Genomic DNA, 22,059 nt, shown 5'->3' with positions numbered 1-22,059 from the left:
GCTTTATGAGGAAGTGTTATTGAAGAGCCGTGTGTGGGCAATCTGCAAGCACGGTTCTGCGAGGGGCACGACAGCCCGATAGGGCTGTCACCACAAGGAGGTTATAAAGATGTCTACTCAACAACATTTTTTTAGATGGATAGATGGAAAGATGGTAAGTGAAAGGCAGATGGAGAGATGGAAAGATGGAGAGGTGGCTAGTATGTGTTTTCTATCTTTCTATCTTTCCATCTTTCTATCTCTCTATCTTATTCCCTGCCTTTATGCTCAAGAAGTATCTGTCAGAGAAGAACAGCAAATCCTTGAGGCAACAAAGATGGAAGACCCGCAACTCTATAGCGACTTAATTAAACTACAGAAGAAACAGCCGCGGGTCTATAGAAGGTTAGTTTCTGACGAACTTAAAAAGCGTAAATTTTTAGACGAGTTGAAAAAAACCAAGCCCGAAATATACGAAAAAATAGTAAGAATAAATTCGCTTGAAAAGAAAACACGCGATCTTGTGCAGTTATATAAAGCAGCGGATTCTAACGAACGAAAGGCAGAACTTAAACTGGACCTGAAAAATGTGTTAACTGAACTATTTGAACTTAAGCAAGACCGATACAGAATAGAACTGCAAAGTTTAGAAAACCAAATCAAAGAGATTAATACCAAATTAGAAAAACGAACACAAAATAAAGAAAAAATTATCAATCGCAGATTAGAAGAATTATTAATTTCCGAAGAAGAACTTGACTGGTAAAAATAGTTTTTGTAAAATGGAGGCGTCTATGAAAAAAATCTTATCCATTTTTATCTGTGTAATCTGTGTTTTTTATCTGTGTAATCTGTGTTTTGCAGAAGCAATCATTAACGCAATCAATGGCGAGGTCACTATCAACAACAGTCCTGCTGCAGTTGGTCAGTTGCTCAGTTCAGATGATGTTATCAAAACAGCGTCAGGCGCTACTGCTGAAGTTTTAATCAACGAGCATAAAGTTAATGTTTCACAAAATTCAGAACTTGCTGTATCTTTAACCAGAACAATATCTGGCGATACTACATTGATAAATGTTATGATTGGTAAAATCCGCGCAGTTGTTAAAAAGCTTAAAGCCAGACAGAAATTTGAAGTAAAAACACCAACCGCTATATGCGCTATTCGTGGGACAGATTTTTCAGTTGAAGTAACCGAGTATGCGACTACACGGTTAGAGGTTTATGAAGGCATCGTTTCAGCAAAAGAAGAGACAACCGGTAAGGAAGTGATGGTATATCCCGGCGAGTTCACAACTGTTCAAAAAGGCGAATCGCCGACAAAACCAGAGGCGTTAGAAGGTGAGAAGGTAAAAAGTGAAAAAGTGGAAGAAAAGAAAGACGAATTCAAATCAGAAGCACAGCGAGAAATTTTTATGGAACTTTCACGCGAATCAGTTTTAGAACGCGCTCAAGACGAGATAAAACTTGCCGAATACCAGAATGGTAAAGCATTGATTGATGTTTTTGGCAAACGAGTTCGTTTAGAAGAATATGTCTACCGCCCGCCTGAAAACAAAAATCAATTCAAATATGTGGTCCTAAACGAGCGAGAAAACCGGTTTGATTTTGGCAAGATACTTTTTACATTTAATAAAGACCTGCCAGCAAAATTAAACGATGCAACCCAGAATATGTTTCACAGTGAAGGTTCAACCGAGCCGCAGTGGTATCTTACTAATGTTGATTCTATTATGTCAAATACTTACGATAAAGTGTTAGAAGAAGCATCAGGCGGAAAAATGATTCCGGATAATACAGCAGAGCCATCAGAATGGAATGTATTTTTTAACGAGTACAGGTTTTATATTGGAAATGAAAAGTCAACTGAAAATGGCGGTAAAGGCAAACTGATGTGGCAGTTCAAAGATAATGGCGATAATGTTTTTCAACTGAATGAACTAACAATTCTACCAGGTACACTAGATGCATCTGTCACATCTACCGGTTGGATGCCCGATGGGATAAGCACATTCCATTTCGCATACAAGGATACATATTCCGACGGAACATGGATTGAAAAGCATAATTACATAATAAACGACGATGGTAAAGTGCAAACATTCTCTGATATTTACGCTGGTAAAGAGGTGTCTGCTGAAAAAATAAAAGATAAAATTCTATCGCTCAATTTTGAGAATGTTTATACATCTAATCTGTTTTCTGATAAATGGGACAAAAAAATAGATTTAATTTTTTCGTCCAAACTTTTGTCTGATAGTGGGATATTACAATTACCGAATTCGTTAAACAAAGCACCCAAAACAAATTAAAGATTAACAGTTTCGGATAAAATTGTAGCGTCCAACTTTATGTTGGACGGAATAAAAATGCGTTCCATATAAAATGGGACGCTACAAGAGGAGAGTGGTATGCTAAAATATTTTTTTGGTTTAGTGTTGGTATCAGGTTTTTATTCTTTTTTGTTTTCACAACAAATTTCTGGAGGCCCACCTGAATTTATTAAAGGACTAAATTTAACTCAGGAACAGATGGAGAAAATGAAAGCAATTGGTCAGGCAAATGAGTCAGAAATGGCAGTGCTAAGTTCCAGAATGAATATTTTACAGAAGGAATTAGAAGCCCGAATGAAAGACCCTAATGCTACGGAATCATCACTGAATTCAAAGGTTAATGAAATAGCAGCCACACTGCAAAAACTTATAAAAAAAGGTATTGAAATGAAGTTCAAAATGAAAACAATTTTAACTCAGGAGCAATGGAAGAAAATGCACGAAAGTGGAATGTTCCCACCAATGATGGGCGGCGGTCCAATGGGCGGTCCAATGAGTGGTAGTCAACAGCAGATGCCACCGAGAGAGCAAATGCCACAAGGTCAGCCTGGACAACCAATGCCACCAATGCCACCACCAGAACAAAAATAACGGAGGATTGACTATGTCGCTATGTCGCTATGTCTGCCTATCTGTCAGACACTCTATATCGCAGTATTGGAGTTTCAAATCATACCCACTAAAGTGGGGAATAAATTATACCCGACTTCAGTCGGCTATGTGGTTGGTTTTACTACTATCTCCTATCTCTTATCTCCTATCTGAACTTAAAGTCACACCTGTTGCCAATGTCTCGCTTTTAGGCGGTCAGTATTTTTTGGAAGGTGAAAGCGATTCATTCGCTGGTAATACAGACATATTTTTTGCACCTGTTATCAATTTTTCTGAGAAAACCGCATTATTGCCGATTTATCAAGGTGTTTATTCTGGCACCAAAGATGTAAAAGAACTCGTCGGCGGTGGTACGCTTACCAGAGAGATTTTAGATAATTTGCTTACACTTAAATTTATACGCAAATTTTCTGATACATTAAAAGGCAAAGCAAAACTCGGCTATAAACTGGAATACCTTAAAGAAACAGAAGACGAAAAACTTGGTGACGGACTTTTTGATTATGGTAGAATCATTGCCGGACTTGAAGCCGAAAAAATGTTTAACCGAACAAATGTTCGGATTGGTTATGATTTCTATATGATGAATTATCCGAATTATGCATCGCTTGTTACTACATACCAAACATCTATTGATACCGCTACATATACAGAAATATCACAGAATGCTGGTGAAGATGTGCTTGATTATTCAGCACACGAACTTTTTGTAGAAACATTATATAAATTTTCAGAAACTACATTAGGCAAACTATCGTATAATATCGCACTCAAAAACTTTACAGACCAGACAATTGTTGAAGAATCCGGCAGTTTCACATCTGACAAAAGAAATGATTTAGTCCATTTGCTTACATTAGGGATTTCACAAAAATTAAGAAGAGTTTCTGTTGCGCTCTATGATACTATCCAGATATATACTTCTAATCAGAACTCATATGATGCCAATAGAACACAGTTTAATGCTAACTATTACAATTTTGTTCAGAACAGTATTTCACCGGCATTAACATTTGCACTCGGTAAAAGTGGGACAACAAAACTCAATCTCTGGTGGGAGATTGTGACAAGGGTTTATCAAGACCGTCCTGCACAGGATGAATCCGGAAATTACCAAACTGCTAAAATTACACAGACAACGAATACAACCGGTGTTTCGTTAGCGATACCTGTATATAAAATGCTCTCATTAAAAACCGCAGCAAGTTACAGGGGTTCAGTATCAAACAACAAATACGAAGCAAATTACAGATACAATTACAATACCTCAAACTATTTTGTTGGAATAAATTGGGAATATTAAATCGGACAGGTAGGCTTGTCCTTATCGTAGGGGCGAACTTGTTCGCCCGTAAAATAATTTTGACCAGTTAATCGTTATATATAGTGAATAGATGAAATAAAAAAATTCTACCTGACTTCAGTCAGGGTTATCTAAACTTAAATCCTTAGATAACCGCCACTAAAGTGGCGTAGAAATTCATGGAGGGTTTATGAAAAAGTTTTTATCTGTTTTTATCTGTGTTAATCTGTGGTTTTTAATCTGCGTTCATCTGTGTTTTTCTGCAACATTAAAGGTAAAAATGCTGGATGGTTCAAACAACCAGCCATTAGATGATGTAACAGTGATGGCAGTTGGGTTTTTGGAAGGTCAGGACGAACCATTAGGCAGTGTTTCCAAAATCGGTAAGACGAATACCGAAGGTATTGTTGAATTTAACGGGTTAGTTGTCTCTGCTCTGGATAAACTCACTAATACTGCTAAAAATGTATGGTATAAAGTAATTTTTGCTAAACATAAGTATTTCCCAACGGTTACTGAACAGATTTCCGGCAATTTACAAATTCCCACACACCATTTCACATCAGATACTCAGGTGATTCCAGAAACAGGCTACCACGAAATTAGGCTACAGCCGCAGCAGAATATACAAGCCGGGATATTGAATATTGTTATTTCAACAACCGCTGCTACACCAAATACAATGATGTGGATGGACTTGAGACACAAAATAACCGGTGAGCCGGTTGCATTCAGTTTGCAAATAGCAACATATGGACCTAATATTAACCCTGACTTTTGGTTGCAAATATACAACATCCCACCTGCACCTAAAGATACATATCTGCTCTCTGTTGGTAAGATGGATACCGCAGAAGGTGCGCAGGTGATTGTTTCAACCGAAGTTTTTGATAATCCAAGAGATATAAACCCGGCACTAATAACAGACCAGCATGTTGAACTCGGATATATCAGCAATGTAAAGACGGAAGAAGCCCAGCCGATTGATATTTCAAATATCGCATTTGAAGGTGTTGTAGTAGAATCAAATGGTGCACCAATTCCAAACTGCGCAGTTGAAATAAGGGATATTAGTACAGATACAGTTAAAGATACTACAAATCCATTTTATAATCAACAATACAACTGGTTTAACTTTTTTAAAACATTGACCGATGCCTCGGGCAAATTCAATCTACTTAAACCTGTATATGGTAATATCAGAACTTCTACATATACAGTTCAAGTAGCGAGATTAGGATATAAATCAGACAAGCAAGCGCATTATTATGAAGGTTCTCGCAAGCTTTCAAAATTTCAACTTGAAACCGCAACCGGTGTAATAAAAGGTGTGGTTACACTAAACGACAAACCACTTCCTGATGCATGGGTTAATCTTTGTTCTATCAAACAAGAAGATAAACAAAATTTAGGACTAGACCCGCAGCAATCCGACACAACAGGCGGGTTTTTCAATACAGTTACAAGAGGTGATGGAAGTTATGAGTTTAATGGTGTTGCACCTGGTAACTATAATTTAGAGGTTAATCATAATGTTTTGAGTAAAAAAGAACTTTATTGGCAGGAGAGCGGTACTGCAGTTTCAACAGAGCCATGGAAGTATAGATATGTCTACGACTATGGTTCTGACCAGAAATCAACCTCAACATTAGATAACCAGCGGATTGTTTTGTGTCCCGATATGACCTCAGTGGTCTACTCTACTGCCGGTTCGGTTTTGTCTACTGGTGATATAAATATTAACCTTAATGTGGTTCTTTCAACCAATGCAAAAATAACAGGGTTTCTTTATTTCCCACAAGAAGTTACAATTACAGCAAAGGATGCTATCAAAGTCATTGCACATCCGATAGACCCACAAACACACCAATTTACAGAAATGCAAGGAATAGGCACTGTTTATTATGCAGACCCGACGCTCTTGCAAGGCACTACAACATTCCTTAAAATTTCAATAGATGTTTCCACAGGCACATATTTTGTAGAGATAAAATCAGACAAGTGGGTACCTGCAAGGTCATACAACTTTGAGGTCGTCAGCCAAGTGGACCCTGGTGGTTGGCAACCGCTTCCTATTATTAAGATGGTAAAAGCAGGTCACCTTGAAGGTAAAATCAAACTACCTGATGGCAGTTATTTCCAGGCAACACAAGATTTACAGGCAATCATTCGGGCACGCGGGATTGATGTTGAATACGGCTGGGATACAATGCTTGGGAACTGGTCGCCAGACCCTACAAGATTCACATTTGATTCACTACCACCGGGCAGATATAATCTATGGATAGAAATACAACGAATGAATAAACAGCCCGGTTCATTCACACCGCCAACACCACAGATACTTTACCCAATCGCAATAATTCCGAATGTCCGCGTTACAAAAGACCAAACAACTTTTGTAGAAGCTGCTATAAAAGAAGGTATCTTGTGTGAACCTATTGCACCTATTCCACCGGACAAACCTGAAGTGGATTATTCAGCTCGTTGTATAGACAATAAAGGACAACCATATAAAGGTATATCCAAGTATCTTATAGTCGGTTTGCCAGTTGAACTTCCACTGAAAGGTTCAAAGTTACAAGCATTAATAAACAACAATGGAATGTTAGACGATTTTAAAGTACCAACTTTGTTTTTTAACCTGAAGAGTAAACAATGGCAGACGGATAAACTGCTTGCTGGTAAGTATAATTTCTATATGCTATTTTTAAGGCGGTTTGGTCCGCCTGATGGCTATCCGCCAGAAGAAACAGATAGAAACAATCCTGACGAGTATTTTACTATTATCAGTAGAGCAGAAAATGTGAATGTTAAATCAGACGACCTCGCAGCAGGCGCTACATTCCAGATAAAAATGGGCGCCGGTGTGATGGGTCCCGGGAAATTAACCGGAAATATAAAAGGTACAAAAATACTATTGCCCGAAGATGGCGACAAAATTAAAGGTAACTTTGATGAGTTTACAAACTATGTCCCGACAGTAATGCTCTATGATATGGATGGTGCCTTACGCGGATATTCTGCAGCAAGACCAAGTAATCAGGAAATTAAACGATGGGAATTCGCAATAGCGCACGGGAGCACTACTTTAATCAACAATATGATAAACTATGCAACCGCAACCGCAGTGATAAATAACATCACTGTTCCGATATATTCGCCTGTCCATTATTATATTGATAATATCCCCACAGGACAGTATGTAATGGTCTGTGAAACAGAAAATTACCCGCCAGTAACAAAAGTGATTACTGTTTCTACCTCTACAACAATAGATATAAACTTTGATATAGATGCCTCATCAGGTTGCACAATCACAGGAACTGTTACTGATGAAAACAACAACCCAATCTGCGAGGCAAATGTAATTGTTAACCATCGGCTGACTACTAAAAAAACAATCACTGATTCGTCCGGAACATTCACACTACAAGGTCTTCCAGCCGGTATCTATCGGCTGGATGTTATGAAGCCCGGCTATGCCGCTAATGGTGAAAAAATAGCAGTGAAACCTGGTGAGACCAAATCAGTTACTATCAAATTAAAAACCGCACAAGCAAAAATTACCGGTAAAATATATTCTCGGAATGAAGGTTCCTGGGCTGCTAAAGAAAAACGGCCTGATGTAAAAATAGTCGCATATAACGAGACCGAAAATGTTACTAATCCAGCAAAGTATCTGCCCGCAATACCGGTAAAAACAGATAGCGAAGGTAGTTATGTAATCCCGGATATTGTGCTTGGCAACACATACTATGTATATTGCTTTGTGCCGGATATGCCGGTTAATTTCAAACTTGTGTATGTAAGCACATTTGTAATGGCGAATATTGATTTCATTGTTGCCGCTTCAACACCAACACTCAAAGTAGTAATGAAACGAACTGAAAATCCATATATATTCCGCTTCTTTATCTTCTCACCAGTTCGGCTGATAGACCCGGTTGATTCATTCCGTGAAGGTGTGCCTGTCTGTTATTATTCACCCGGTAGAACATTTAACGAAATCAAAAAGATACGCGCACTGCCTGTCAAGGGTGTGAAAAACTCATACTCGTTAGATGTAGAAATACCGGAAAATACTGACGAGGAAAACTACACGCTGCAAATCAAAGGCTATTTCGGGCTGGATAAACGAACAAAAACACCTATCTGCGCAACTGAAGAAGTTACATTCAACCTGAAAGCATTAGCAAAAGCAAAGAAAGATGTTGATGAACAACTGGCAGAAGGCGGCTCTATACTGATGGATGACGAACGTGCAGATAATACCGAAGTAAAACTTGACCCCGGCACACTGACAATTGACCCAGCAATGGTAACTGCGCCTAGTACAGATGTCGCCAAAATGGGTGATATGCCCGTCGGTGGATTCCTGTCTAATCTGCCTAATTTCAAAATGTCAAAAACAAGTAAGGATATCTCACTGCTGGTTGATAAAGCAATGGAAAAGATTACTGCAAGCGATGTCTATGAAATCGGACTGGATAATGCACAGGTCAATAAAGCGTTTGATATTACACTGAACTACGACCGCAAAAAAGTAGATGAAGATGAACTGGACGATTTAAAGGTCTACAGATATAATGATACAACTGAGAAATGGGATGAAGTAAAAGGGCAAACAACCGTTGATCCATTAACAGGCACAATCTCTATCTCTGCAGACCAGATTGCTGCATCTACCACGACACCTAAAGCGGTTGTAAAAAACGGTGTGTTCGCAATCAATCGTGCAGGTGGAACTTCACAGAAGGCATCATTCGTAGCATTCAAACAAGACCCGAATACTGCAAAGAGTTACACCGGGACTGATTTTGAGATTTATAATTTCCCCAACCCGTTTGATCTAAAAGATAAAGAGGTTACAATGGCTGATGTTGCAGCAGGCACTACTAAAACCCAATCAATAAAAGGCACAATGCTCAAATATGCACTGCCATCAGATAAAACCGGTAATATCAAACTCTATATCTATAATCTTGCTGGTGAACTTGTAAGAACACTTGAAGAAGGCAGTATGACCGGTGGAAAGTACTACTACACAGAATGGGATGGCAAAAACGACCGTGATGATAATTGTGCATCCGGTGTGTACTTCTTGATTGCCAAAAAAGATGGTAAAGTGCTGAATAAAAAACCACTGAAAATGGCAATCAGAAAATAAAACAAGGTTAAAATTAAAGGTATAAATTAAAATAAAGTCCAAAAATTTTAACCTTTAACCTTTAACTTGTAGTTTTCAGGTGTGACAAAATTCACCTTGACAAAACTTGAATTATTCTTTATACTATTATTGGGATATTATAGAGCAAATGCTCTAATTAGTGACGAGAAAAGTTATAGAGCAAATGCTCTATAAACAAAAATGGAGGTTTTTATGAAAAGGTTTTTATCTGTGTTTATCTGTGTTAATCTGTGGTTTCTTATCTGTGTTAATCTGTGTCTTGCAAAGGGTTTAGGCACAACCGGTGCACAATTTCTGAAAGTAGGTATGGGTGCAAGACCGCTTGCTATGGCAGGTGCGTTTTCTGCGGTTGCAGACGATGTTAACTCAATCTACTACAACCCTGCATCGTTAACCCGTACAGAAACAGGGAAAAACGAGGTTTCTGCAACTTACCTGAAGTATTTTGAAGATGTTAATGCCGGCTTCCTCGGCTATGCCGGCTGTGCCCGTGAAAAACATTATGTTGGTGTGGGACTGACTTATCTGCAAGTAGATAATATAGAAAAACGCGATGTAAGTGAAACAAAACTCGGCGACTTTGGTGCAACAGATATGGCACTGTTTTTCAGTTATGCAAGAAAAGATATTGCACAAAAATTGTTAGAAGGTGTATCAGTTGGTGGTGGGCTAAAAATTATCAATAGCCAGATAGAAAATGAACGAGCATTCACAGTCGCACTGGATTTGTCCGCATATTATCCTGCTGATGACAAACTCGCATTTGCACTAAATATCCAGAACATAGGTCCTGGTGTGAAATATATTGATGAAAGCGACCCGCTACCGCTAAATATAAAAGTTGGTGCAGCTTACAAAGCGCTTAAGGACTTAACAGTTGCGTGTGATTTAGATGAGTATATTGTTGATACTAAACTATATGCTTCTATAGGAGCAGAGTACTGGATAAGAGAAGATATACTAGCACTCCGCAGTGGCTACCGGTTCGGATACGATACCTCGTCATTAGGCAGTGTAGTCGGGCTCGGTGCTGGTGCTGGCTTCCGTATCTGGGGCTTCTCAATTGATTATGCATTTGTGCCTTTCGGCGATTTGGGCGATACCCACCGCATTTCATTTGGCACAAAGTTTTAGAAATCCCGAATAAAGACACACGAATAAAGGCAAACATCACGAACAAAACACGAATAACGATATTGGTTTATTCGTGAAAATTCGTGATAACATTCGTGACGTGTTATTCGTGATATCATACCTCAAAAATAAAAAAAGTTAGTTTATCCGCAGGGTTGACAAATCCTGTTTTTTTTTGTAATATAATGCTGTAAAGGATATGAATTTTATTAAACGATTTGTAATTATAATTAAATGGTTGTTTGGTGGAATGAAAGGTATTTCACCGCATCATTCCCAGGAAGATATCTATTTTGAAGTTCTGTCTGCACTTGCGGAAGCAATAGAGGCAAAAGACCATTCTACACGCGGGCATTCTCAAAGAATGGTAAAACATGTTGACTACCTCGGCAAAAGATTCGGGCTATCAAAACATGAATTAAAAGATTTAGAAGTTGCGTCGGTCTTACACGATGTAGGTAAAATAGGGATAGATAAATCTGTTTTTTTGAAACCAGCCAAATTAACTCCTGAAGAATATGAGATTATTAAAAAACATTCTACAATAGGTGCTAATATAATCGGCCGTGTAAGTTTTATGAAAGGTGCTGCTGAGTATGTAAAATATCATCACGAACGATGGGATGGGAACGGTTATCCTGATAAACTCAAGGGTGAAACAATCCCGTTAGGCGCAAGAATCCTTGCAGTTGTTGACTCGTTTGATGCGATGATGTCAGAACGACCTTACAAAAAACCAATGACGCTTGAAGAGGCATTTATAGAACTGAAAAAGAATGCAGGAACCCAATTTGACCCGAAAGTTGTTGAAGAATTCCTCAAGTACGATTTCCAATCAGATAAATTTAACTACAGAGATTTCTAAAAAATGTATAAAAAACTTATCCAGACAGTTCTGATTCTTTTTCTCATTTTATCATTTGGCACACTTGGCTATGTAATTATAGAAAAATGGCAGTTTTTTGATGCGCTCTATATGACGGTAATTACACTCGCTACCGTCGGCTACGGTGAAACCCATCCGCTTTCTTTTACAGGTCGGATTTTTACAATTTTTTTGATACTATCCGGTATGAGCATCCTGCTTTATACAGTGTCGTCTATTACATCATTTATAGTTGAAGGTGAATTAAGCCAATTTTTCAGGAGGAAAAAAATGCTGAACGCAATCTCGCAATTAAAAAATCATTTCATTGTCTGTGGTGCTGGAAAAGTAGGTAGCCATATAATTTCAGAACTCGCTAAAACAAAACGAGAGTTTGTAATTATTGAAAAAGATAAAAATGTGATTACCAGTTTTGAGAATTATCTTTGTATCAATAATGATGCGACTGACGAAAACATACTTAAACAAGCAGGGATTGAAAATGCGGACGGCTTGTTTGCAGCGCTTTCTACCGACGAAGAAAACATTTTTTTGATTATCACCGCTAAACAGATAAAACCAACCCTGAAAATTATCGCTAAAGCGGTTCAGGATACTGCTGCTAAAAAACTGATAACTGCTGGTGCCAACTCAGTGATTCAGCCTAACCTTATCGGCGGGCTCAGAATGGTTTCTGAAATGGTAAGACCTACAGTAGTTTCATTTCTGGATATGATGCTGAAAGAAGGCAAAGGCGACCTGCGAGTTGAAGAGATAGAAATCAAAAAACCGGTATTAAAAACGGTTTCTGATATTTTTTTGCAAATACAGAAAAGAAACGCATTACTGCTCGCGGTTTATTCCAAAGATGGTTACAAGTTCAACCCGCCTCAAAATACCGCGATTCAATCAACAGATAAACTTATAATTATGGGCACACCTGAACAGATAACCGCTTTACGGGAAAATTTGTGAATATATTGCTAACCATAATTTTTGCGGTCGCAATGGGTTTTCTTGAATCTGCAGTCGTCGTATATTTGAGAGAACTTTACTATCCTGCTGGATTTCACATTTCTGAAAAAGTGAAATTCCCGTTTATCAAATTTGGAGCGGTTAATGAGTTAAAACCATTCTCAAAAAAATTGATACTGACTGAACTTGCCCGAGAAGCCGCAACAATTGTGATGCTTGTTACATTCGCAATACTTGTCGGCGACTCATTTGTATCTCGGGTCGCTTATTTTTTGTTGGCATTCGGTATATGGGATATTTATTATTATATTTTTCTGAAAATAATCTTGAACTGGCCTGAATCATTCACAACGACAGATGTTTTCTTTCTACTCCCAACCCCATGGACAGGTCCAGTGTGGTTGCCGATTCTGTGTTCAATATGTATAATAGTAATCGCTTTTTTGATTTTATAGTTTCGCGTCAGTTCCATGTTAAGTTCCGCATCAGCTCTGCGGTATGTTTATGAATCACAAAAAATTTACAGCCGAAAAAAATAAAAAAAATCTCAAAAAATTTTTGCAAGTACCGCCAAACAACAGAATAATTTTTGTGCCACAGTGTTTAAGAAATATAAAAAAATGTAAAGCGAACGAATTTGGGAGTTATTATCTGTGTGCAGAATGCGGTGCTTGTAAAATATCAAAAATATCAAGAACAGTCAAAAAATGTGGGTATCTGGGGCTTAGAATCTTGAAAGGCGGTTCTACTATTAAAAAAATAGTCGCAGAACTTAACCCTAAAGCTGTGCTTGGTGTTGCTTGTTATTTTGAAGGCACGCAGGGCATAAAAGAATGCGAACGACAAAAAATACCGGTTTATTTTTATCCGCTTTCCAGAGATGGTTGCGAAAATACTGATTTGGAACTTAAAAAACTTCTAAAATTGATAAAAAATGACTGAAAAACTGGTGCTTGAAAACTTCAATTATTTTGGTGGGAAACACTGCCAGACAACCGCATTAAAAAGTATTCTGGCTTATCACGGATTACAATTTTCAGAAGAGATGCTTTTTGGTCTTGGTGGTGGTGTTGGTTTTATCTACTGGTATATAAAATTTTTTATGCCGTACCCTTTTATTGGTACTCGGAATTCTAAAGTTGATGAATTTGTGATAAAAATTTGCAGACGGCTTGGTATAGAAGCAACATTATGGAAATCAAGCAGTTGTAAAAAGGGTTATGAAGAAGTAAAAAAACTGCTCCGTGATGGCGAGCCGGTTTATGTTTTTGTTGATATGGCGTATCTTCCATATATGGCACTTCCGAAGAGTGCACATTTCGGAGGACATGCAATAACAGTTTTTGGGATTGACGAATATGAGAACAAAGTTTATATTTCAGACCGCGGCAAAAATGCAGTAACTATAAATATTTCAGATTTCCAAAAAGCAAGGTCTTCCCAATCCCGTCCATTCCCTGCTAAAAACAAATTGATAAAAATTAAATGTTCATCAACAATCGGAGATTTAGAAAATGGTATCAGAGAAGCAATCAAAGATTGTTGCAAGAATATGTTACAGTCACCAATCAAAAATATCGGGCTTGCTGGAATACAGAAATGGGCGAGTATTGTGCCGAAGTGGAATAAACAATTTGATGGAATGAATTTGCTCGGCTGTCTTTTGAATACATTTATCTATATTGAAATTGGTGGCACGGGTGGTAGCGCGTTCCGTCCGATGTACACCAAATTTTTGAGAGAATCAGCAGAAATTTTGAAAAAGCCGGAATTAAACGAAATTGCAAAAATGTTTGAAAAATCTGCTTTGGCTTGGAGTGGAATCGCAAAAGCATGCTTGCCTGATACGCCGTTAGAATTTAAAAAAATGCGGAACTTATTGTTCCAAAAAAACATACTGCTTGAAGAAGGAAACCCCGATACGTTAGATGAAATGAAAAAAATCAATATTGAGATGAACACCCTAACAAAAAAAGTCATTGATGATTTGCAGAAAAACAATACTTTTCTTTCAACTTTGTTATCCAACCTGCAACAAAAAATTTTAGATTGCTACGAAACAGAGAAGAAGGCATTTGAAAAGTTGAACACTGATATAAATGCAAATTGAATTTTACGATTTTGGTGAAATAGTTATTAACGGTAAAAAATATAACAGCGATGTAATTATCTATCCCGATACTGTTCAAAGTAGTTGGTGGCGAAAACAAGGACATTCATTGTGTGTTGACGACTTAAACGATGTGATTTCAGCAAAACCTGAGATTATTATCGTCGGGACTGGATACTCCGGATGTATGACCATCCCTGTTGAAACAAAAAAACAGATTGAAAACCAAAATATAAAACTAATAGTTGAAAACACAAAAAAGGCAACTGAGCTACACAATAAACTCCAAAACAAAAATGTAATCACCTGTTTGCATCTAACCTGCTGAAAAAATCAAGGTAATCCATATGGAAACAAAACCGATATATTGGAAAAAGAAAGTATTCAAAGTGCTTGACCAGCGGATGTTGCCGTTTAAGGTCTCATATATTACCTGTAAAACATATATAGATGTTTATAACTGCATTAAAGATATGGCAGTTCGTGGTGCGCCTTTGATTGGTGTTACCGCAGGATATGGAATGTATCTCGCCTCAGTTGAAAAAAAGTTCAAAAGTGTTTCAGAGTTAAAAAAACACTTGCAATTTGCCGGTAACAAACTCATTTCTGCAAGACCGACGGCAGTAAATCTCTCTTGGGCAGTAGAAAGAATATTGAAAGGTGTTCACGAGTTCTCGGGTTCACGAGTTCAAAAGTTGATAGAAGCGATAAAACGAAAAGCAGAAAGAATAGAGCAGGAAGATATTGCTATAAATAAAAGAATAGGCGAAAATGGTGCAAAACTTCTGAGAAAAAATTCTACAATTCTTACACATTGTAATGCTGGTGCATTGGCAACTGCGGGTTGGGGGACTGCACTTGGAGTTATACGAACTGCATATAAGCAGGGGAAAATAAAATTGGTTTATGTTGATGAAACAAGGCCGTATCTTCAAGGTGCGAGGTTAACCAGTTGGGAATTTTTGCAAGAAAAAATTCCGTGTGTTTTAATTACTGATAATATGGCAGGATATTTCATTTCACAGAAAAAAATAGATGCTGTAATCGTCGGTGCAGACAGGATTGGGGCAAACGGCGATACTGCCAATAAAATTGGAACATATACGCTTGCGGTTTTATGTAAAGCAAACAAAATTCCGTTTTATGTTGCCGCACCAACTTCCACTTTTGATTTAACAATCTCTGACGGTAAAAAAATAAAAATAGAATACAGAAATTCTGATGAAGTGGTTTTCATAAATAAAAAACGGGTTGCTCCGATTGGTGTAAAAGCGCTTCATCCTGCATTTGATGTTACGCCCCACAATTTAATAACCGCAATTATCACTGAAAAAGGAGTAGTAAAAAATCCGTCAAACAAAAAAATAGAGTCAACTTATTCTACGAAACTCCGAAAAAAGTCTAAAACTTCGTGATTTCGTGTTAATTCGTGGTTCCGCAGTTTTCTGGATATGGACTACAGTAAAACAATAAATCTGCCGAAAACAAACTTTTCAATGAAAGCAAATCTGCCTCAGAAAGAACCGCAGATTTTATCCTTCTGGAAAAAAACGGATATTTACAAAAAACTTGCTAAAAAAAACAGCGGCAAAAAAAAGTTTGTTTTACACGACGGGCCTCCATATGCTAACGGACATATTCACCTTGGTACTGCACTCAATAAAATCCTGAAAGATATAGTTGTAAAATATAAGTTTATCGCTGGTTTTGATACGCCCTATATTCCAGGTTGGGATTGTCACGGTCTTCCGATAGAATATCAATTGATGAAAGAACTTGGTAAAACGAAATCAACTATTGATAAAATAGAGTTCCGTAACAAAGCGACTGATTTCGCAATGAAGTTCGTCGGCATCCAGCGTGAAGAATTTATTCGGCTGGGTTGTATCGGCGATTGGGCGAATCCATATCTAACGCTGAAAAATGAGTATGAAGGAATAATTATTTCAGTATTCCGAAAACTGTTGAAAGAGGGTTACATTTACAGAAAACTGAAACCGGTTTGTTGGTGTGCATCGTGTGAAACGGCACTTGCTGATGCTGAGGTTGAATATGCCGACCATGTTTCACCGTCAATATTTGTCAAATTTCCCGTTATCGGCGGTAATCAGCGTTTGTTTGAAAAATCAGCGTCAATCAGCGTGCTTATCTGGACAACAACACCATGGACGCTTCCTGCTAATGTCGCAGTTGCGTTTCAGCCGAATACAGATTATGTGATTGCAGAAATGACTGACGGTGAACGATATATTTTTGCTGAAGCACGGATTGAATATCTCAACCAAATTTTAGAATTTCAGAATTTCACAATTCTAGAAAAGTGGAATGGTAGATGGTTTGAAGGGCTGAAATGCAAAAATCCGACTACTGAAAAGGAATCAATTGGTGTGCTTGCTGATTTTGTATCGTTAGAAGAAGGGACTGGAATAGTTCATATAGCGCCAGGTCATGGCGAAGAGGATTATATCGTCGGCTTAAAATACAGTTTGCCAACGGTCTCACCTGTTGATGATAAGGGAAGATTTACAGACGAAGTTAAACATTTCAGCGGACAGAATGTATTTTCAGCTAATGAAAGCATTATAAAGTTTTTAGAAGAAAAGAAACTGCTGATTGCAAAACAGAGCATTTCGCATTCATATCCGCATTGCTGGCGCTGTAAGAAGCCGATAATTTTTCGTGCTACAAAACAATGGTTTCTGTCAGTTGAAAACAAAAATCTGCGTGACAAATTATTAAATTCTATAAAAAATGTGAAGTGGCTGCCTGAATACGGCGAAAGCAGAATCAAAGGGATGCTTGAAGTTAGACCTGACTGGTGTTTGAGTCGGCAGCGACTGTGGGGCGCACCACTTCCAATTATTTATTGTTCCAGTTGTGATGAGCCGATTTTAGACGATAGTATTTTAGAAAAAATAGAACAGATAATATATCAGGACGGTTCTAATAAATATCTGGAAATGAATATTGACGAAATTTTAGCCAGCAACACAAAATGTAAAAAATGCGGTTCTCCAAATTTCAGGAAATCAGACGATATTTTAGATGTGTGGTTTGATTCTGGTGTATCTTCGTTTGCGGTATTGAAAACCCAGCGTGAGCTTTATTTCCCAGCAGATTTGTATCTTGAAGGCAGCGACCAGCACCGCGGCTGGTTCCAGACATCGCTGATACCATCAGTTGCACTTGAAAAACAGCCGCCGTATAAAACGGTTCTTACACACGGATTCGTTGTAGATGGTGACGGTAAAAAAATGTCAAAATCGCTTGGTAATATTATTGCACCGCAGGATGTAATCAAAAAATACGGTGCTGAAATTCTACGGCTCTGGGTTGCGTCTGAAAATTATCAGGAGGATATGCGGTTATCTGACAAAATTATAGATCATTTGATTGATGCTTACAGAAAAATCAGGAATACATTCAGGTTTATGCTTGGTAACATTAGCGATTTTTCTGCAACCAATAGGGTTGTTTACGACGAACTTTTGGATATTGATAAATGGATGCTCTCCAAACTGCAGCGGCTTATTACAGATGTGCGAAACAGTTATGAAAATTACGAGTTTCATAAAGTTTTTCGGCTGATATACAATTTCTGTATTGTTGAACTTTCATCATTTTATTTTGATATCTTGAAAGACCGGCTTTATACATTCAACAAAAAATCAAAAGAACGATTATCTGCTCAGACAACAGTAGAACAGATATTTTTGCAACTTGTACCATTCCTGGCACCGATTATTTCGTTTACTGCAGAAGAGGCGTATCAAAAATATAAAACGCAAGCAACAAGAGATAAAGAACAGGATTCGGTATTCCTGATTGATATGCCGGTTGTAAATGACAAATTTATAAATATACAGATAGAACAGAAATTTGAACAAATCATAAAAATCCGGGGTTTTGTGTTAAAATTGCTGGAGGTATTACGAAAACAAAAAACAATTGGGAACCCGCTTGAAGCGAAAGTTTTGTTATATACTGATGATACAGACCTGAAAAAATTCTTAAAAACGAATTTGCAAGACCTAACATCTACATTCCTTGTTTCACAGGTTGAGATTTCTGAAAATGCGGTTGATGGAACAAAAGATGAGACATTGAAAATAGAAGCCAAAGTTTTACAGGCAGACGGCAAAAAATGCGTCAGATGCTGGATGTGGTCTGAAACAGTCGGTAGTGCTCCTGAACAGCCTGGAATCTGTGCCAAATGCGTAAAAAATCTGTAATAATAATTCTTGCCATTTTACTTATAGACCAGTTCACAAAATTTTATATCGCAAAAAATTTTCTTTTAGGCGAATCAGTATCTGTAATAAGAAATATCTTTCATATCACTTATATCACAAACACAGGAACTGCATTCGGGATGTTTCAAGATTACGGAAGGTTCTTTCTAATTTTTTCTATAATAGCGATAATTTTGCTTTCTATTTTTATCTATAAAAAGAAGGATAGCAGAAATACAACTCTGACTGCATTTTCGCTAATTTTAGGTGGCGCTTGGGGAAATTTGATTGACAGAATAATTCGTGGCTCAATTGTTGATTTTCTTGATTTCCGTATCTGGCCTATATTCAATATCGCTGATTCCGCAATAACCATCGGGATTGGAGTATTAGTTATCCATTCTATATTCTTAAAAATATGGGTATTATCAAACAAGCAGATATAGACTTCATACTTAAAAAAATGTTTGCCAATAATGGTGAGTTTGCTGAGATATACTTCAGCGAAACTGAAACAGCTGGTTTTACATATCTTGACGGCAAAGTTGAAACAGCATCCTCTGGAACAATCAGTGGTTGTGGTCTGCGGCTTATCAGAAATAACGAGACCTATTTTGCATCATTAGATGCGCCAACTATGTCGTCTATTGTCTCGCTTGTCTCAAAACTTGCTAATGTATCTGTAGAATCACACAACTATACTGATAATCCTGTCAGCATAAATAATTCAACCATCGTTAAAAAAACTCAAACTTTACAACAGTATCTAAAAACTGTTGAAGAGACAGATAAAATGCTTCGGGCAAAATCTAACCAGATTAAACAGATTTCAATTCAGATTTCAACAGGTAGCAAAAAATTTTTTGTAGCCAACTCTGATAATATATCCGCAGAAAATAAAAAAGAATCAGCAATTTTTACAATAGCAATTATTGTCAGTGACGGCAAAAAGGGGAGGATTACACAAACTGCTCACGAAATTATAGCTACTAACACGCTACAAAAAATCAAACCGGAAGATATCAAAAAAATATCTGAAATTGTATATCAGCGTGCTAATAATTTGCTGAACATAGCGGTCCCGACACCTGCCTGTGAACTGCCTGTTGTTATTTCAGCGTCTGCTGGTGGCACAATGATTCATGAAGCAATCGGGCATTCATTAGAAGCCGATGCTATTCAGAAAGGTATCTCGCCAGTTTATTCAGGCAAACTCGGTAAAAAAGTAGCAAACGAAAAAATTACTGTTATAGATGACCCTACAATTGAAAATGCACGTGGGTCTTATCAGTATGATGACGAAGGCACACCAGCCCAAAAAACGATACTGGTTGAAAACGGGATATTAAAAAACTATCTTTACGATTTGTTCACTGCAAAAAAGGACAGAGTGGAATCTACAGGAAACGGCCGACGGGAATCATATCATCACAAACCACTCCCAAGGATGTCAAATACCTACATTGCACCCGGTTGCGAGAAGCCTGAAGAAATAATAAAAAGTGTAAAAAAAGGGATTTTTGTCAAAAAAATGGGTGGTGGGCAGGTGAATACCACAAATGGCGATTTCATATTTGAGGTTGAAGAGGGCTACGAAATTTTAGACGGCCAACTCGGTAAAATGTTGAGAAATGCATCGCTTATTGGTAACGGTCCTGATGTGCTGAACTCTATTGATATGGTTGGCAGTGATTTAGGCTGGCAACACGGCACCTGTGGAAAAGAAGGTCAAGCCGTGCCTGTAACTGATGGGCAACCAACACTCCGTATCCCTAGAATCACTATCGGTGGAATATAAAAATCCATATCAGCATAACTTACGTGGCCGTGTCGCAACCTCTTGATTTTTAAGATATTGAAGAAAAACACGATGATACAAATGAAAAATAATCTGGTAGTTGGTTTTTTAATGATATTAGCTTCTCAAAACTTTTTAAGTGCTTCGGAAGCAATGTCTGTTTATTATGATACAGCATCCGCAAACACACCCGCTTATAGAACTTACCCTGTTGCAGGTACATGGTCGTCAGAACAATACGCGAACGCGGTCAGCCAACCTGCAACTGGATTCTATATTCTTAAATCTTGCCCAAAAAGAAACGAAAAGATTCTGGTAGTACAGGACTCAAACGGGAATCTTACTGCACAGATTTATATTAGCACTGCTGCTATGTGGACTGCAATGAAAACACTTTCTACGGATGTTACTACTAATTATCGTGCTTTTGATGCTGGATATGAACAGGTATCAGGTGATGCGGTTGTCACCTATCGGAAAAACAACTTTACAAATAAGGTTTATTACAGTATCTGGAATGGGAATTCGTGGAGCACAGACGATATAGATACCGGACTCGCATTAGACGGTGATGCGATTAACTGGATTCGGCTGGAACCTAATCCAACCAGCGATGAAATGGCTTTGGTTACTCTGTGTGTAAGCAGTCATGTTTACGCAGCAGTTTGGGATGGAAACAGTTGGGGCAACCAGCAGGCACTAGAGACAACCGGTGTGGGTTCTGCTAGCCAGCAGGGTTTTGATGTCGTCTATACAAGCAGTTATGGTTATGCAATGGTTGTCTGGAACGAAAACGGACAATCCAGTCCGCAATACCGTCAATGGTTCAGCAGCGCTTCTTCTTGGGGTAGTGAAGGTACAATTTCAGACATAACCACGAGTGGTACATTCCGTTGGGTAAGGTTAGCAGGCAATCCGAAGAGTAATTCAAATGAAATTATATTCGCTAGTTACGATACTGATTACGATATAAATGTAGCCACTTGGAATGGTGGTTGGGGTAAGTCATTTGAAGTAGATGTTACAGTGGCCCAGGGCATTTCATATGATTATCGTTGTTTTGATATCAACTATGAAAATTCATCTGGCAGAGGAATGATTGTATATGCTACAAGAGCAAATCCAGCAGGAAGACCAAGATATCAGATATGGACAGGAACAGTATGGAATGCATCTGCATTTGCAGTTGATGTCGGTCCTGAAATAAGATGGTTAAAATTAGACAGAGATAAATGCTCAGACTCTAACGAAATAATGCTTGTCACTTCTGATACTGACAGTGACATAAATGTTCAGAGGTGGACAGGTAGTTCGTGGCCTGCGGCTTCTTTAATAGAATTGGAAGCCAATTCATCTTACAGTAAAGAATGTTTTGCTATTTCATATTCCTATGATACGATTGCACCGAGTAATATCTCGGATTTAACTGGACTTAGTGGTTCTTTAGATGGTGATGTTTTATTGCGGTGGACATCACCTGGTGATGATGGTACTGTGGGTGATCTAGTTGCAGGCGAGTACTGGCTG

17 protein-coding genes are annotated in these 22,059 nt (G+C 38.0%); all 17 read left to right on the top strand.

From position 1 onward, the window contains the following. The first annotated feature begins 109 nt into the window (after positions 1 to 109). Positions 110 to 745 carry a hypothetical protein gene (locus AB1349_01020; GenBank protein MEW6555919.1) on the top strand — a complete coding sequence of 212 codons (636 nt, stop codon included), beginning with the start codon at positions 110 to 112 and terminating at the stop codon, positions 743 to 745. 28 nt (positions 746 to 773) lie between these two features. Next, positions 774 to 2,291 carry a FecR family protein gene (locus AB1349_01015; GenBank protein ID MEW6555918.1) on the top strand — a complete coding sequence of 506 codons (1,518 nt, stop codon included), beginning with the start codon at positions 774 to 776 and terminating at the stop codon, positions 2,289 to 2,291. A 99-nt stretch (positions 2,292 to 2,390) separates the two neighbouring features. Continuing rightward, positions 2,391 to 2,903, top strand: coding sequence for a Spy/CpxP family protein refolding chaperone (locus AB1349_01010; GenBank protein MEW6555917.1), 513 nt, complete (start codon positions 2,391 to 2,393; stop codon positions 2,901 to 2,903). A gap of 127 nt (positions 2,904 to 3,030) precedes the next feature. Next, positions 3,031 to 4,227: a hypothetical protein gene (locus AB1349_01005; GenBank protein MEW6555916.1), complete on the top strand. Its 1,197-nt coding sequence runs from the start codon at positions 3,031 to 3,033 to the stop codon at positions 4,225 to 4,227. A 190-nt stretch (positions 4,228 to 4,417) separates the two neighbouring features. Further along, positions 4,418 to 9,397 carry a carboxypeptidase regulatory-like domain-containing protein gene (locus AB1349_01000; GenBank protein ID MEW6555915.1) on the top strand — a complete coding sequence of 1,660 codons (4,980 nt, stop codon included), beginning with the start codon at positions 4,418 to 4,420 and terminating at the stop codon, positions 9,395 to 9,397. A gap of 213 nt (positions 9,398 to 9,610) precedes the next feature. Then, the gene (locus tag AB1349_00995) at positions 9,611 to 10,552 is read left to right on the top strand and encodes a PorV/PorQ family protein (GenBank protein MEW6555914.1); all 942 of its coding nucleotides are present in this window, start codon (positions 9,611 to 9,613) and stop codon (positions 10,550 to 10,552) included. 199 nt (positions 10,553 to 10,751) lie between these two features. Further along, positions 10,752 to 11,417 (top strand): HD domain-containing phosphohydrolase, encoded by a 666-nt coding sequence (locus AB1349_00990; GenBank protein ID MEW6555913.1) that lies wholly within the window; start codon positions 10,752 to 10,754, stop codon positions 11,415 to 11,417. A 3-nt stretch (positions 11,418 to 11,420) separates the two neighbouring features. Beyond that, positions 11,421 to 12,392 (top strand): potassium channel protein, encoded by a 972-nt coding sequence (locus tag AB1349_00985; GenBank protein MEW6555912.1) that lies wholly within the window; start codon positions 11,421 to 11,423, stop codon positions 12,390 to 12,392. A gap of 32 nt (positions 12,393 to 12,424) precedes the next feature. Then, positions 12,425 to 12,847, top strand: a complete 423-nt coding sequence (locus AB1349_00980; GenBank protein ID MEW6555911.1) for a hypothetical protein — start codon at positions 12,425 to 12,427, stop codon at positions 12,845 to 12,847. 49 nt (positions 12,848 to 12,896) lie between these two features. After that, positions 12,897 to 13,334 carry a DUF116 domain-containing protein gene (locus AB1349_00975; GenBank protein ID MEW6555910.1) on the top strand — a complete coding sequence of 146 codons (438 nt, stop codon included), beginning with the start codon at positions 12,897 to 12,899 and terminating at the stop codon, positions 13,332 to 13,334. Further along, positions 13,327 to 14,502 (top strand): BtrH N-terminal domain-containing protein, encoded by a 1,176-nt coding sequence (locus AB1349_00970; protein MEW6555909.1) that lies wholly within the window; start codon positions 13,327 to 13,329, stop codon positions 14,500 to 14,502. Before AB1349_00975 ends, AB1349_00970 begins: the two co-directional genes overlap by 8 nt. Next, on the top strand, positions 14,492 to 14,830 hold the full coding sequence (locus AB1349_00965) for an MTH938/NDUFAF3 family protein (protein MEW6555908.1): 339 nt from the start codon (positions 14,492 to 14,494) through the stop codon (positions 14,828 to 14,830). Before AB1349_00970 ends, AB1349_00965 begins: the two co-directional genes overlap by 11 nt. 19 nt (positions 14,831 to 14,849) lie before the next feature. Continuing rightward, positions 14,850 to 15,917 (top strand): S-methyl-5-thioribose-1-phosphate isomerase, encoded by a 1,068-nt coding sequence (gene mtnA, locus AB1349_00960; GenBank protein MEW6555907.1) that lies wholly within the window; start codon positions 14,850 to 14,852, stop codon positions 15,915 to 15,917. A 36-nt stretch (positions 15,918 to 15,953) separates the two neighbouring features. Then, a complete protein-coding gene (ileS, locus tag AB1349_00955) occupies positions 15,954 to 18,734 on the top strand; it encodes an isoleucine--tRNA ligase (protein MEW6555906.1) in 2,781 nt (926 codons plus the stop codon). Beyond that, positions 18,716 to 19,180 carry a signal peptidase II gene (gene lspA, locus AB1349_00950; protein MEW6555905.1) on the top strand — a complete coding sequence of 155 codons (465 nt, stop codon included), beginning with the start codon at positions 18,716 to 18,718 and terminating at the stop codon, positions 19,178 to 19,180. Before ileS ends, lspA begins: the two co-directional genes overlap by 19 nt. Next, entirely contained in the window at positions 19,153 to 20,532 is a 1,380-nt protein-coding gene (locus tag AB1349_00945) for a TldD/PmbA family protein (GenBank protein ID MEW6555904.1), read from the top strand. The genes lspA and AB1349_00945 overlap by 28 nt, the downstream gene beginning before the upstream one ends. Positions 20,533 to 20,613: 81 nt before the next feature. After that, the coding region (locus AB1349_00940) for a hypothetical protein (GenBank protein MEW6555903.1) at positions 20,614 to 22,059 on the top strand (1,446 nt) is incomplete at its 3' end.

This window comes from Elusimicrobiota bacterium (genome assembly GCA_040757695.1).
Taxonomy (GTDB): domain Bacteria; phylum Elusimicrobiota; class UBA8919; order UBA8919; family UBA8919; genus JBFLWK01.
This window is presented reverse-complemented; position numbering and strand designations above follow the sequence as displayed.